The 13121-nt window shown below is 49.2% G+C and carries 18 protein-coding genes; 8 read left to right on the top strand and 10 right to left on the bottom strand.

Going from position 1 to position 13121, the window contains the following annotated elements; genetic code table 11:
* Window positions 1–53 precede the first annotated feature (53 nt).
* The 8 genes from hmdB (at window position 54) to ACPLJI_RS05675 (ending at window position 6415) form a co-directional block, all read left to right on the top strand.
* Window positions 54–1085 (top strand): 5,10-methenyltetrahydromethanopterin hydrogenase cofactor biosynthesis protein HmdB, encoded by a 1032-nt coding sequence (hmdB, locus tag ACPLJI_RS05710; RefSeq protein ID WP_424731201.1) that lies wholly within the window; start codon window positions 54–56, stop codon window positions 1083–1085.
* A gap of 115 nt (window positions 1086–1200) precedes the next feature.
* A complete protein-coding gene (locus ACPLJI_RS05705; protein WP_424731202.1) occupies window positions 1201–1680 on the top strand; it encodes a DUF3236 domain-containing protein in 480 nt (159 codons plus the stop codon).
* Entirely contained in the window at window positions 1677–2438 is a 762-nt protein-coding gene (locus ACPLJI_RS05700) for an SAM-dependent methyltransferase HcgC family protein (protein ID WP_424731203.1), read from the top strand. The genes ACPLJI_RS05705 and ACPLJI_RS05700 overlap by 4 nt, the downstream gene beginning before the upstream one ends.
* A gap of 77 nt (window positions 2439–2515) precedes the next feature.
* Entirely contained in the window at window positions 2516–3229 is a 714-nt protein-coding gene (locus ACPLJI_RS05695; protein WP_013296320.1) for a Nif3-like dinuclear metal center hexameric protein, read from the top strand.
* A 30-nt stretch (window positions 3230–3259) separates the two neighbouring features.
* Window positions 3260–3898 carry a hypothetical protein gene (locus tag ACPLJI_RS05690; protein ID WP_424731204.1) on the top strand — a complete coding sequence of 213 codons (639 nt, stop codon included), beginning with the start codon at window positions 3260–3262 and terminating at the stop codon, window positions 3896–3898.
* Window positions 3895–4374, top strand: a complete 480-nt coding sequence (locus tag ACPLJI_RS05685; RefSeq protein WP_424731205.1) for a FeGP cofactor biosynthesis protein HcgF family protein — start codon at window positions 3895–3897, stop codon at window positions 4372–4374. The genes ACPLJI_RS05690 and ACPLJI_RS05685 overlap by 4 nt, the downstream gene beginning before the upstream one ends.
* 71 nt (window positions 4375–4445) lie before the next feature.
* Window positions 4446–5201 carry a Fe-S cluster assembly ATPase SufC gene (gene sufC / locus ACPLJI_RS05680; protein ID WP_424731240.1) on the top strand — a complete coding sequence of 252 codons (756 nt, stop codon included), beginning with the start codon at window positions 4446–4448 and terminating at the stop codon, window positions 5199–5201.
* Window positions 5183–6415 carry a SufB/SufD family protein gene (locus ACPLJI_RS05675; RefSeq protein ID WP_424731206.1) on the top strand — a complete coding sequence of 411 codons (1233 nt, stop codon included), beginning with the start codon at window positions 5183–5185 and terminating at the stop codon, window positions 6413–6415. Before sufC ends, ACPLJI_RS05675 begins: the two co-directional genes overlap by 19 nt.
* A gap of 198 nt (window positions 6416–6613) precedes the next feature.
* On the opposite strand, the gene ACPLJI_RS05670 is transcribed toward ACPLJI_RS05675, so the two are convergent.
* The 10 genes from ACPLJI_RS05670 to ACPLJI_RS05625 form a co-directional block, all read right to left on the bottom strand.
* Window positions 6614–6880 (bottom strand): PRC-barrel domain-containing protein, encoded by a 267-nt coding sequence (locus ACPLJI_RS05670; protein ID WP_010876775.1) that lies wholly within the window; start codon window positions 6878–6880, stop codon window positions 6614–6616.
* Complete coding sequence (locus tag ACPLJI_RS05665; protein WP_424731207.1) at window positions 6834–7469, bottom strand: TIGR00454 family protein; 636 nt, start codon at window positions 7467–7469, stop codon at window positions 6834–6836. Before ACPLJI_RS05665 ends, ACPLJI_RS05670 begins: the two co-directional genes overlap by 47 nt.
* The gene (locus tag ACPLJI_RS05660) at window positions 7466–8950 is read right to left on the bottom strand and encodes a methanogenesis marker 14 protein (protein WP_424731208.1); all 1485 of its coding nucleotides are present in this window, start codon (window positions 8948–8950) and stop codon (window positions 7466–7468) included. The genes ACPLJI_RS05665 and ACPLJI_RS05660 overlap by 4 nt, the downstream gene beginning before the upstream one ends.
* A gap of 126 nt (window positions 8951–9076) precedes the next feature.
* A complete protein-coding gene (locus ACPLJI_RS05655) occupies window positions 9077–9508 on the bottom strand; it encodes a universal stress protein (RefSeq protein ID WP_013296327.1) in 432 nt (143 codons plus the stop codon).
* A gap of 5 nt (window positions 9509–9513) precedes the next feature.
* Window positions 9514–10470 (bottom strand): calcium/sodium antiporter, encoded by a 957-nt coding sequence (locus ACPLJI_RS05650; protein ID WP_424731209.1) that lies wholly within the window; start codon window positions 10468–10470, stop codon window positions 9514–9516.
* 182 nt (window positions 10471–10652) lie between these two features.
* Entirely contained in the window at window positions 10653–11585 is a 933-nt protein-coding gene (gene mtrH, locus ACPLJI_RS05645) for a tetrahydromethanopterin S-methyltransferase subunit H (protein ID WP_424731210.1), read from the bottom strand.
* A 15-nt stretch (window positions 11586–11600) separates the two neighbouring features.
* A complete protein-coding gene (mtrG, locus tag ACPLJI_RS05640; RefSeq protein WP_013296330.1) occupies window positions 11601–11861 on the bottom strand; it encodes a tetrahydromethanopterin S-methyltransferase subunit MtrG in 261 nt (86 codons plus the stop codon).
* Complete coding sequence (gene mtrF, locus ACPLJI_RS05635; RefSeq protein ID WP_013296331.1) at window positions 11861–12067, bottom strand: tetrahydromethanopterin S-methyltransferase subunit F; 207 nt, start codon at window positions 12065–12067, stop codon at window positions 11861–11863. Before mtrF ends, mtrG begins: the two co-directional genes overlap by 1 nt.
* A 12-nt stretch (window positions 12068–12079) precedes the next feature.
* Window positions 12080–12796: a tetrahydromethanopterin S-methyltransferase subunit A gene (mtrA, locus tag ACPLJI_RS05630; RefSeq protein ID WP_013296332.1), complete on the bottom strand. Its 717-nt coding sequence runs from the start codon at window positions 12794–12796 to the stop codon at window positions 12080–12082.
* A 12-nt stretch (window positions 12797–12808) separates the two neighbouring features.
* Window positions 12809–13111: a tetrahydromethanopterin S-methyltransferase subunit B gene (locus ACPLJI_RS05625; protein ID WP_147671450.1), complete on the bottom strand. Its 303-nt coding sequence runs from the start codon at window positions 13109–13111 to the stop codon at window positions 12809–12811.
* Window positions 13112–13121 lie beyond the last annotated feature (10 nt).

The following is a 13121-nucleotide window of genomic DNA, read 5'->3' as shown; positions in this document are numbered from 1 at the left end:
TATAGAGATCCAACTGACTTTTATGTTCCCAAGCAGCTGAAACTGGTGTTAAATTGATGGATAAAATACTCAAAAAGGCGGCTGATGGATGTCCCCTCGATGATAACGAGGTTATACAGTTATTCCGGATAAAAGACCCGAAAGATTTTGCCCTTCTCATGGAAACAGCATTCAGCATCATGAAGGAGCGCAGAGGGGTTATCAAGCTCACATCCACAGTCCACATAACAAATATGTGCCAGGTTAGGCCAAGGTGCGGCTACTGTGGATTTGCCGCCGGAACATCACGTGATGGATACTACAGTTCATTTTTCAAAACCGATGATGAGATCCTTGAAGCCGCCAGGATAATAGAAAAATCTGGAATACCCAGGGTCAGCTGCTCAGGCGCCCATGGATTCAACGGTGAACACGCTGTTAAGGCAGCGGAAATAGTGAAGGAGAACACCTCACTTGAACTGCTCATAAACGTTGGATCCGACCTTAACAGGGCATCAGTGGAAAAACTTGCGGATTACAGTACTGACACTGTATGCTGTAACCTTGAAACCGTCAACAGAGGACTTTTCAGGCGTGTGAAACCCGGGGAGAGGATAGAGGATCGAATAAGAATCTGTGAACTTGTATGTGAAAGCGGAATGGAACTATCAAGTGGTCTCCTTATAGGTCTCGGTGAGAGTTACGCTGACCGCCTTGCACACCTGCGATTCCTTGGTGAATTTGAAACGCTTGGAGAGATACCCATCATGGGATTCAACCCCTACCCTGGAACCCCAATGGAGAACCATCCTCCCTGCCCCCTGGATGAACAGATGAAGACCATAGCCATCACACGTATCATGTACCCCGATATAAGAATAACGGTTCCAACACCCACCATAGGCCCCGAAAATGTCCGTTTCTCACTCATGGCCGGGGCAGATAACCTTGCAACGGTTATACCCGACGGTTACCCCCATGATGTCAAGGGTGTAGGGTCCCCAAGATACGGAAACCTCAACGATGTGCTGAGGGTTGTGAATGAACTGGGACTGAAGCCCCAGATATCAGCAAACCCCGCTGCGGATGGGGTTGCCCTGCTCTGATTCATAATACCCGTGTACACCAGATACCCTTGAGTCCCATCAATAAGCAGTGGTGTGATCATCAACCAATGCCCCTGAATGCCCTTAACTCTTATCAATAAGCAGTGGTGTGGTCATGTTAGAGGATATAATAGCCAGCGCATACCTTGAGTCTGCAGAGGACCGTCGCAGAGGAGACCGTGAAGAGGAAGTCAGAGCAGTGAGGGACTATATAAGCGGCGCTCAAAGGATTGTGGTGCCAAACTGGAACAGGGAAAAGGTTGATGTGATAAACGAGGTCCTAAGATCCTTCAACCTCAGGGAGGCGGAGCACCTTCAGTTCAACACCAACTGGGCGGACCTCACAAGGATGCCGGCCGTTACAAAGGCCCTCATGGCACTGGACATCTCAGGGGCAGATCTTGTTATTGCCCGCGGACGGCTTGGGGTTCCGGGTTCTGGATCGCTCCTTGTGATCATGGACTCCAGGGGGAGGATACTTTCAGCTGCCATGTCACCCCCCCACGTTATACACGAAATGGGGGTTCAGGAGGCCGTGAGATCAGAGATGACCCATGCCCTTGAACGGATAGGCTTCAACAGAGGATCAGAATGAAACACCATGAAACAGGCATAACCGAGACGGTTAAAACATTCTTCTCAACATACAGGGTATACGACATAATCAAGCACATATCGGCAGTTAAATCAGCCGCGGTTACTGAATGGCTCGCTGAAATCGATATGAAACCTGAAAGTGCCCTTATAATCGGCTCATACTTCACAGGTGCTGCGATTGCAGGTTCACTTGACTGTGATGTGACCGTTGCAGATATAAACCCACAGACACGTTTTATCCTTGATGATAACGTGAATTTCCAGGATGGTCTTATGGACCTCAGGGGTCACTGGGACCTTCTGGTTGATACAACAGGTCTCGGGGGTGTCACCGAGGATGAGCTGAGGGGCATCAGCGCGGACACATTCATCGTTGAGGACCCAGCATCAGATGGCAGCGATGATACTATAAGGAGATTCAACAGAACACGTGAAAGGCTCAGAATGGTTGAATCTGACATTTCAGGGGCCCTGCACACCTATGGCATTGGCTCCAAGACCTCCGGTACAATGACTCTCACAGTTGATGTCCTGAGGAGGTCGATGGCCGATGCACTTGAATTTGAGGGTGTGCTCTATGCAACAGCAACCCTTGAATTTTTTGAGAGGATACTCTTTAAGGACAGGGACCCTGAAAGATTCCTGAGAAGCCTTGAATCGCCTGCCCTTGTGGTTTCCTCACTTGAAGATCTTGAATGTGATGGGATCATAGAGGGGAACCTTGAGATGATAAAATCAAGGATAATCCCTGAATAGCAAATGCTGCCAGCAGTTTGAAGGTGACAGTATGAGAATAGAATCCAGATCAAAGACCCCAGGCTGCCATTTCATTCATGTCCAAAGGTGATACCATCAGAATAGAATCATTTATAGAGTTCATGGAGAGCCTGGCACCGCCTGAAATTGCACTTCAAGGTGACAGGATAGGATACCATGGTCCTGAAATTGAGGTTGAATCCGTCCTGGTGCTCATGGACTACCTGGATGATGTGCCTGTGGATGGATATGACCTCCTGGTCCTCCACCACCCACCCCAGGTTGAACCTCCGATTCCCTACTATGTCGCACATTCCAACTGGGACGTTGCCGATGGTGGTGCCTGTGATGCACTTGCAGATGCCCTTGGACTGGACGTTGAATCCTTCCTTGACCCTGAAACCGGACTGGGACGCATATGTCGTGGGGACATTACACTGGAGGAGCTCATGGAAAGAACATGTGATCTGAGACCAGGGACGGTGAGGGTGGTGAACCCCAGAGAATACCTGGACCGGGTGGCGGTTGTATCAGGTTTCGGTCTCTCAGACAGGGACCTCATAAAAAGGGCCTTCTCTGAGGGGGCCTACGTTTATCTATCAGGTGACCTCACCCATGCCTCGGCGGTTCTTGCAAGAAACCTCAACATGACACTCATTGATGCGGGTCATCATGCAACGGAAATGCCAGGACTCCTGAGACTCTGTGATATGATAGAGGGCCTCGGGCTGGTGGTGGACATTACTGATACAGGTACTCCATGGACAGAGTACCGCTATGAAACATTCTAGTAGACTGGTTTTCACAGGCTGGTGATATGATTGGAGATCTCTGAACTTGAAGGTAAAAAGGTGCCCCGTGGGGATGTCACGCTTGTCGGTGCCGGGAGGCTGGGCTTCCGCACAGCCCTCAACCTCATGCAGATCCACCGTGGGGGTCCTGAAAGGATAACGGTCATCGACGGCCAGAGGATATCTGCAGATGACCTGATATTCCGACTCATGGGGGCGGAAATAGGGGAGTACAAGGTGAAGTTCATTGAATCCCTTGCCTCAGATGGCTTTTCAAGGACCGTTCAGGGCATACCCGAGTACATCACAGGGGACAACCTGAACCTCATAGGAGGAGATGTGGTCTGTGTGGAGATCGCAGGGGGTGATACCCTCCCCATCACCGCAGAGATAATCCGATACGCCCAGAATAGGGGAGCAGCCACCATCAGCACCATGGGTGTATTCGGGATAGGTGTGGAGGACGTCCTTGTGGTGGATATAGATGAAGCTGACCCTGAAAACCCCATTGCAGCCTATCTTCAGGCCGAGGGTATCACGGAGCACACGCTTGTGGGTACAGGTAAACTCATAAGGGACTGGGAGCCTGTAACGCCCCACGTCCTGGACAGGGTCTCAGAGGTTATAACAGCAGAGATACTCAAACTCCTCCGGGGTGTTCAGAGATGATAAGGGTTGCCACAGCAGAGTGCTTCACCCATGGCATTGTTGCAAGGGAGATACACGCCTACTCGATGGGTTACCCCATGAACTACCGGTGGAGGGTTGAAGCTGAGGTGTCACTCGTGGCGGGTCTTTTTATACCCACACTTTCAGGTGTCCGTAGCATCCTCAGATTTGAGCCCCCAGAGCCCTCTGCCACCATCAACGATATAAAGGTTTACACTGAAAAGGAGGATGAAAGGGTGGCCCTCATGATGGCCCGCTCTGTCAGAAGGCTAACAGACGCGGATATAGGTATAGGTACAACCGCAGGTACAGGCAGGGGTGGTATTGCTGTTGTATCAGATGAAAGGGAAGAGGTTACAAACTCTGATGTGGAGGCGGACCTCAGATTTTCAGGGACTGAGGAGATCCTCGCAAGACAGAAATCCGGGATCAGGAGGGCGCTGGAGTTATTTGAATCCTTTATCAGTCCACCATAATTAATATCAGAAGTTATTTATTGTATCCACGTTATAGTATTCTAAGGGAAAAATAATAGGTGGTGGTTTAACTGCTTCTTGAGATAACCGACCTTGCGGTCGAAGTTAGCGGAAAACAGGTCCTCAGGGACATAGACCTCTACATCGACAGGGGCGAAACACATGTCCTCCTGGGACCCAACGGGTCAGGAAAGAGCACCCTATTTATGACAATCCTTGGTTTCCCAAAGTACAGGGTCACAGATGGGCAGATACTTTTCAAGGGAAAGGATATAACTGACATGAGCACAACAGAGCGGGTGAGGATGGGTATAGGTGTGAGCTTCCAGAACCCGCCTTCCATAAGGGGTGTGAAGCTTATGGACCTCCTCAAGGTTGAAAGTGGCCTCAGCACAGAGGATGAGCTGACACCCGAACTCAGGGAACTTGCAGCGAGGATGAAATTCGATGATAGCTTCCTTGAAAGGGATGTTAACCTTGGATTCTCAGGTGGTGAGGTGAAGAGGTCCGAGATCCTCCAGCTCCTTGCACAGAAACCTGACTTCATAATGTTTGACGAGCCCGACTCAGGTGTGGACATAGAGAATGTTGAACTCCTTGCAGAGGAGATTAACGTCCTGCTGGACAAGGACAAGAAGCCTGGCATGAGGCAGAAGGCGGGGCTCCTGATAACCCACCTGGGCTACATACTGAACTTTGTGAACGCCGACACTGCCCATGTCCTCATGGACGGCCGGATTGCATGTTCAGGTAACCCCCAGGAGATAATTGAGGATATAAGGAAGGATGGATTCAAGGGGTGTGTTGAATGCTGCGGGATGCACTGAAGAAGGCTGAGAAAGCAAAGGACAAGAAGGCACTCTACGGTGAGGACATCGACCTTGAAAGGTTCATAATGGAGGAAGCCGGTGAACACGAGGAGGTGACAAAGGCCAAAGAGGTCCCTAAGGAGGTCCAGGAGACCCTGCTGAGGGTTGGAGTGGACCCTGAGGAAAGGGAACGTGCAGGTACCTTCATACAGGTTGACCAGTCAGGCATCTGCACCACATGCGCCTCAGAGTCAATCGAAATCATGGGTATGAATGTTGCCCTTGATAAGTACAGCTGGCTCAAGGACTACATGTGGAAGGCTGTTGCAGTTGACACTGACAAGTACACGGCCACAACGGCCCTCAGGGAAGCCGAGGGAGAGATGGGGGGCTACTTCATAAGGTCAAAGCCGGGCGCACGTGAGGTTTTCCCCCTACAGGCCTGTATGTTCATAGGCGATGAGAGGGTCATGCAGACAGCCCACAATATAGTGATTGCGGAGGAGAACTCTGAACTGCACATAATAACAGGGTGCGCCACCGGTGAGGATGTGAGCTCAGCCCTCCACGTTGGTGTATCTGAATTCTACCTGAAGCCGGGCTCCAAGATAACATTCACAATGGTACACAACTGGGCTGAACAGGTTGAGGTGCGCCCACGTACCGGTATAATGGTGGGCGATAACGCAACCTACATAAACAACTACATACTCACAAGCCCTGTGAAGAGCATCCAGTCCTACCCCACAGCCTACTGCAGTGGTGAGAACTCAAGGGTTGTGTTCCAGTCCATACTTGGTGGGCAGAAGGATTCTGTCCTTGATATGGGATCAAGGGTCATCCTTGAGGGTAGGGGCTCAAGTGCAGAGATGGTTTCACGTGCAGTCTCAAAGGATTCATCCCAGATATACTCAAGGGGGCACCTGGCTGGCCGTGTGCCTGAGGTCAGGGGGCACCTGGAATGCCATGGCCTTGTGCTCTCAGATGACTCCATGATATACGCGGTTCCTGAACTTGAGGGAAGTGCAACGGAACTTGAGATGTCACATGAGGCCGCCGTGGGTAAGATAGCCGAGGAGGAGGTCATGTACCTGACCTCAAGGGGTCTTACAGAGGATGAGGCCGCGTCAATGATTGTGAGGGGCTTCCTGAGTATGGATATAACTGGCCTTCCACCGGAGCTTGCGGCTGAAACAAAGAGAATGCTAGATATGAGCCTCAAGGGCATGTGATACTCCTGGATAATATTGTCCAGCAATAACTCAGATATGAGCCTCAAGGGCATGTGATACTCCTGGATAATATTGTCCAGCAATAAATCATTTTTTTTAAGGAGCAGGTAGAGACAGATGGGTATTGTCTTTTCTTTAAGAATAGGTAAGAGTTATTAAAGAATAAGTTAAGAGGCAAGCTAACGAATAAAAATCCATCTATTCTGCGATTATTATGAACTCACCAACCTTCTCAACCTTCCCGAATGGAACAAGGAGATAGTCACCCTTCTTCTTGGCGCCCTTGACTGTCACATTCCTCCCGCTGTCAACCTTAATGACAACGTCCGTTATCTTTCCTGTTTTATCGTTGATTATGAGCTCCTCAAGCTCCCCAAGGATACGTGCATTGTTGGTTGCAACCTGGTAGCCCTTTATTTCACTCCAGTACTTCTCTTCCCCTTTTATGAGTTTCTTCTCTTCCATCATTCTCACCTAATTTTTCCAGGACATGCAGATCACTGCAGCTATTTATGTTTACTGCCAGCTCCAGCATGGAAACCTCAAGGATCCTCTGATCTTGTACTCTGTTTTTACTCATTAATATATTTACCCCGCAGGGTACTAATCCATCCATTGAATCCGAAAACTCGAGTCCATGCATTATGCAGAGTTTTTCAGGTACAGCCACACAGAGGGCCTCCTCCCCACCTGAGAGGTACTCCCCTATTAGCCAGTCAATGGTTGATGGGGAGATCAGTGGTAGATCTGCATTTATAACCAGGACGGGTTCATCCCGGGATTTTTCAAGGTGCGAGAGGATCTCCTGGAGGTCCTCAACGTAACCCATCCCTGATGTCCTGAATACGGCGTATCTCCCCCTTACATGTTCCTCTGTGAGGGGTGTGTTAGGGCTGGTTACAACTATTATCTCATGGACGCTCCTGGAAGAATCAAGGCTATCAAGCACGTAATCTATCATTGGCCTTCCAGATATTTCAAGGAGGGGTTTTTCACATTCAAGTCCCAGACGTGTTCCCCTCCCACCAGCCATTACAAGGGCCAGCATTATCATTCAATCCATTTATCCTCTTTCTTTGACTGGAGCTTTCTTCTCATCCCCAGTATGCATGGGCCGTTCTGCCTTCCGCCGAGTGGGGTGTGGGGTGTTCCCATGGAGTTCATGCACCTCGCCATGACAGCGGCCCCGAGTGCAAGGGCATCGGATACAAATATGCAGTCTTTGAAGCGATCACCCACATATTCCAGTATGAGTCTGGGTTTTGTGCCTGTTATACCTGCCCTCCCTGTAACCCCAAGGACCGAGCCCTCCTCTATGACACCCTCATCAAAGGCCTCATCTATCAGCCTCTTGACTATCAGTGCACTTACATGGTCCAGTGTGGCAAAGAGGGTGTGTATGCCGTCCTCCTGGTATATATTATGACCAAACTCTGTTAGTTCCTGAAGTTTATCCCCATTTTTACCGGCGTCACATCCTATCAGAGTTGTTCCTGCGCTGTATGCAGCCTCCGTATCCACAGGGACCGTCCCGAATCTTTTTCTGTTTACGGGTACCTTCCTTATATCAATTATCTCATCGTGTATCATCTCAGCGTGTTTCCTGGCCTTCTTCCAGTTGGCACCCTTCAGCACGGATTTCTTGTAGAGGTCAAGTGCTGCCCCTCCCCTGCAGTCCACCATTTCGGTTCCTCTGATTATGGCATCGGATATTGCACCTGCAAGGCCGCAGAAGTTTCCAATGGTTCTTGCGTAGGGTTCATCTGAATTGACTATTCTGCCGGCAAGTGTTGTACCGAAGTCCAGGGATACGCAGGGGTTTCTGTAATCAACCGTTGTCCACTTTGAGCCCACCTTGATACCGGCAGTTACAAGTTCACCCTCCATCTCATTTGCAACAACCTCCCTTCCTGTTGGGGGTATGACACTTGCAACCGCACCATCGAATATGACCCTGTCAAGGTATGAGAAGTCCCTGAGGCGTTTGGGGATGTTCTCTATGGAGAGGGCGGGGGCCATTTTCCTTGGGGGTATTCCTGCTGCTAGACATCCGTCTGCAAGGGCTATTATGAGTTTACCCACCTCCTCGGGTGATCCAAAGCCGGCTGTAACACCAGTTGATCTCACCACAAAGTCAAGGTCCTTTTCTATGTCAACCTTCGCCCTTCTGAGGGACTCATGTATTGTATCCCGCACCAGTTCAGAGACAGATTCCTTTGTGAGCTCAACACCCCATACCGTCTTACCGAACACCTCCTCGCCCTCCTTGGGGGGTCTTATGTCACGGGTCATCTTCACGGTCTTATCAAGGAGGTATGTTCTGCTGGTGTTGAGGTTCGTGGCTGTCAGTATGCACTTGGTTGTTGTGTTACCCAGTTCGACCGATGCCACGATGTAGTAGACATCGGGGCGCATGGAGTACCCGGACCCCACGGTTTTCTTTGTGAATGGTGCTGTTTTTGTATCCTCTATGCTTATGAATCTGCTCTTTGCAACAATTGGCTTTGGACCAAATAGTCTGCTCAAAAATGACAACTGATTACCCCCTGATTTAATGTAATATTGTATCCGGGGGGATAATATAAATTTTATGAATAAATCCAGATGAAAAATAATAAAAGGTATTCCTCTGTGGCTTTTGGTGGGTTTTGATGTAAGCTGCTAAACCGTCCTCACCAGGTGAATTGTGCAGGGTGCGTAGTGCACCACCTTCTCTGACACACTGCCAAGGAGGTGCTTGTCAACCAGGCTCTTGCCTGTCCCCATTATGATGACGTCCACGTCCTCCTCCTCTGCAAGTTTAACTATTTCATCTGCAGGGTTTCCCTCAAGCATGACCCCCCTGAATTTCACGTTGGGGTTTTCTGGACCTGTGAGTCCCTTCTCCATGTCCCTGAGGATCTCCTTACCCCTCTCTGTTAACTCCTTAACCATCATCTCCTTAACCTTCTTTGGTGTGAGAAAGGGTACTGAGGTATCAACCACGTAGAGGCATATAACCTCAGCCTCCCTCCCATGGAGGAGGTCCAGTGTGTGCTCTATGAGTTCATCCATGTATTCTCCCATTGTTGGAACCAGAATTTTCCTGTACATTTCAATCACGCCAGTACAAAGAGTCTCATAACTACGTATGATATGTATACTGCAAGTAAAATTATGCCCCCACTCCTTTTAAGTCTCATGTCCCCCTGCTTGATGAGGAGCACCAGGAGTACCGTCACAAGTATCATGACCGGTGCATCGAACCTGAGTGATAGTGGTTCAACTGGTACCGGGGCTATGATGGCAGGGACACCTATACCCACGAGTATGTTGAAGGTGTTGCTTCCAAGGATCGTGCCTATCGAGAGCTCATGGAGCCCCTTCACCGCGGATGATAGTGTAACCACAAGTTCAGGTATACTTGTACCTATGGCCAGTGTGAAGAGACCCATTATCATGGCTGGTATCCCTGCAATATCTGCAAGCTCCACACCACTGTATACCAGGATGCGGCAACCTATAACAAGACCGGTGAACCCCAGAACCGTCAGGGCAAGTTTTTTAAGGTCAAGTGGTTCCCTCTGAGTCTCATCTGAGTTCTCATCGGAATATGATTTCTGGGCCTTTATGAGTCTCCACAGGTAAACAGAGTAAATCAGTACCATTGCAACTGCTGCCAGTCTCCCTATATTCCCGAAGAACATGAAAAACAGTAGAATCAACCCGGTTATGAGGGTGGCGCTGAAGTCCCTTTTCAGGCCATCGGCGTTTGTCTCTATGACACCTGCCACCAGTGCAGATATCCCGAGTATACCTGCAATGTTCCATATGTTTGAACCTATAACACAGCCCACCCCTATGTCTGTGCTGCCTGAGAGTGACGCTATAAGCGCCGAACCGAATTCAGGCAGGGACGTTCCGATGGCAGATGCTGTAACACCCAGTATGACTTCAGATATGCCCAGCGAGGATCCAAGATCCACAAGGTTGTCCACAAAGATATCCGCAGATTTTATAACCAGAATCAATGAGACCACCAGGGCCGCTATAAGAATCAATACCCTTTCAAGCAAGTTATCACCACTGAAAAACTTTCTTCCATTCCCTCAAGACCAGTATATTAATTGCATTTTGACACTTAAAGCTTGTGTCGGAAATATGTTGCCGCTTTCTTCTATTTAAACCATTCCATTATAATAAAAATAGGTTATTTAGTAATAACACGATCGGAAAAAAATAAAATTTCTGGCTGCTCCTAGAGCAGCTTGAAGAATGGGTGGTCTTCCACAGCCTCTGTGCCTATATCCTTGGCTGCTTCGCTTATGAATATGTCAGCCATTGCACAGGCTGGGAATGCCATCTTGGCGTTTTCTATCGGACCGTAGAGTACGAAGTCACCACCGGCCATCTGCTGGATCAGGTTGGATCCAACGTCACATACAGGCCAGGCTTCTTTGTGTTCCTTCTTGTACTCACGGAGCCAGTCCCAGGCTGATGGCACGTTGTGGATACCGCTACCAACAGGGTAGCCCCATTTGCTCTTAACTGCAAATGAGGTCCTCACAGCAACACCTGCCCCCTGACCGAGTGGTGTAACTGCAACGTCCATGAGGTACTTGTCGATACCACAGTCGGCGGCCATTTCAAGAAGACCCTTGTCTATTGTACCGGCACCGTCTTCCCAGATTCCAATTTTACCCTCAACTGTGGGGTCCATTGGGTTGAATCCAAGGACGATTGAAGCTGAGAGTTTGGTGTTCTTGAGTGCCTCGAGTTCTGACTCGTCGGCGGCCATGTTGACTGAGTTGTAGATGGCCCTGTCCTCAAGGCCAACTTCACTGGCGTATTCTGCACCGGCGATTCTTGCCTCACCGGATGTTGAGTCTATGAAGAATGGTGCGTCGGTGATGTCACCCACAAACTCCAGGTACTTGACTATTGCCTCGGGTGTCTGACCGAAGGTCTGTACGATGTGGGGGTTACCTGTGACATCTGACATCTCTTCCTGTGTCTTTATGAGGGCCTCTGCCTTGTCCTTGTCAAAGACACCTGCCTTTTCATCCTCAATGATGTTGTGTCCACCATAAAATATTGTTCCTGCTAATACGGTTGGGTACTCTCCTGGCTGACCACCAATTTTGGTTCCAGCTATGTCCAGTACGATCTGTTCCTTATCAAACCTAAACATATGTAAACCTCCAAGCTATAGTCCGAATAGGGATTTTAAAAGTCCTTTTAACAATCCTGCAAACAGTATGTTGGTTACTGCAAGGATAATCAGACCTATCACAATACCATATAAAATACCAATATCTCTACCGATCTGCTGTCCTATGCGCTGTGAGTACTCACCGACTGTGAACTCCACCTTTTCCTCTATTTCATCCAGTTTCTCATTTGCCTTGTTGAATTCATCAGCAGAGACAAGTACGCGGGGTATTGTGGTTTTTTCTTCCTCTGACATCAGATCACCCCTAATATGCTCATCATTGCAGGCACACCAACAAGGAGGACAGCCAGGAGGAATCCTATGGCTATACCTGAAATCCTTGTGGCTATGAGACCCGCGAATAACCTGCCATCTCTACCGATGAGCTGGTTTCGGTATTTTATGTCCTCTACAACGTTTTTAATGCCACGTATATTTGGTTTGTTGGATAGTATAATCATCTGGAAGCCTCCCTAGACCAGTAGAAGTATGCCCAGTGTCAGGGTGAAGGCAAGACCTATCATTATACCCTGAACCTTACCTGAGTACATACCGGCGAACATTCTGTTGGTGGAACCTATCATTTTAACCTGTGTCTGGATGTTTCTCATCCTGGCCTCAATAAGGGCTGTTTCTGGTGCCACAGGTTTTACCTCTTCGCCTTCCTCTTCTTCTCCGCCTTCCTCGACCTTTATGATCATGGCCTCTTCTTCGAATGCACCGGGGTCCTTCTCGATGCATTCCTTGACCTTGGCCTTGATGGCGTCGGCGTCCTCAACGTCTATGAGGTTGACGATCTCGAGCTGTTTCTGGAACCTCTCAATACCCTCATCAGGTATGTTTTCAATGTATGGAATGGCACCGGTTGCACCGATGATGTTCCTCTTATCAGGGTCCACACCGTTCTGGTGGAGGGCCTCAATGCTCTGCCCGGTTATGTGGCCCTGGACCTCTGAACCGCAGAGTATGAGGAATCTGATGTTGGGGTTTGATATGAGGTTGGCGATCATCTTTTCAATACCGAGGTTCTCTGTCTTGCATGGCCCTGCAATGGCAGCGCCGGCCTCCACTGGTATGTCTTCGATGTGTGAGGCGAGGGTGGTGGCAGCCACGGGACTTTCAGGGTCGCCCACGATGTAGTCACCGTTGACCACAGGCCATCCTTCAGCAGGTGATTTCTTTTCAACCACTTATAACACCTCCTATAAGAGCAGGGCAAACAGGATGATCAGACCAAGTATGAACCCGTAAACCATGTTGGTGAGTTTACCTGCTGTCAGGTACACTCCTTCCCTTCCAGGGTAGGAACCCTCAGGGATGGTTGTTGGGTCCAGTGAGTTAATCAGATCATCTGCTGTAGCCTCTAATGCAGCTATCTGTTCGTTTATTTCATCCATGGATAGTATTATGACTTCCCTTCCAAGGGCAGCCCCTATCATACCGGTGGAAGGATCAAGGGTCAGGTTGTATTCCGGAGCGATCTTAACAAGTGGTAACATTTCCATTTTTAAAGCC

This window comes from Methanothermobacter sp. (assembly GCF_049720995.1).
Lineage (GTDB): Archaea > Methanobacteriota > Methanobacteria > Methanobacteriales > Methanothermobacteraceae > Methanothermobacter.
Note: the sequence above shows the minus strand (reverse complement) of the source record. Positions and strands in the feature narration are given on the sequence as shown.

Excerpts from the sequence above, each read along its gene's own strand:
- ACPLJI_RS05705 (WP_424731202.1), top strand. The coding sequence starts at position 1,201 with ATGTTAGAGGATATAATAGCCAGCGCATACCTTGAGTCTGCAGAGGAC.
- ACPLJI_RS05700 (WP_424731203.1), top strand. The coding sequence starts at position 1,677 with ATGAAACACCATGAAACAGGCATAACCGAGACGGTTAAAACATTCTTC.
- ACPLJI_RS05695 (WP_013296320.1), top strand. The coding sequence starts at position 2,516 with ATGTCCAAAGGTGATACCATCAGAATAGAATCATTTATAGAGTTCATG.
- ACPLJI_RS05685 (WP_424731205.1), top strand. The coding sequence starts at position 3,895 with ATGATAAGGGTTGCCACAGCAGAGTGCTTCACCCATGGCATTGTTGCA.
- ACPLJI_RS05675 (WP_424731206.1), top strand. The coding sequence starts at position 5,183 with ATGCTGCGGGATGCACTGAAGAAGGCTGAGAAAGCAAAGGACAAGAAG.
- ACPLJI_RS05670 (WP_010876775.1), bottom strand. The coding sequence starts at position 6,880 with ATGGAAGAGAAGAAACTCATAAAAGGGGAAGAGAAGTACTGGAGTGAA.
- ACPLJI_RS05665 (WP_424731207.1), bottom strand. The coding sequence starts at position 7,469 with ATGATAATGCTGGCCCTTGTAATGGCTGGTGGGAGGGGAACACGTCTG.
- ACPLJI_RS05655 (WP_013296327.1), bottom strand. The coding sequence starts at position 9,508 with ATGTACAGGAAAATTCTGGTTCCAACAATGGGAGAATACATGGATGAA.
- mtrH (WP_424731210.1), bottom strand. The coding sequence starts at position 11,585 with ATGTTTAGGTTTGATAAGGAACAGATCGTACTGGACATAGCTGGAACC.
- mtrG (WP_013296330.1), bottom strand. The coding sequence starts at position 11,861 with ATGTCAGAGGAAGAAAAAACCACAATACCCCGCGTACTTGTCTCTGCT.
- mtrF (WP_013296331.1), bottom strand. The coding sequence starts at position 12,067 with ATGATTATACTATCCAACAAACCAAATATACGTGGCATTAAAAACGTT.
- ACPLJI_RS05625 (WP_147671450.1), bottom strand. The coding sequence starts at position 13,111 with ATGGAAATGTTACCACTTGTTAAGATCGCTCCGGAATACAACCTGACC.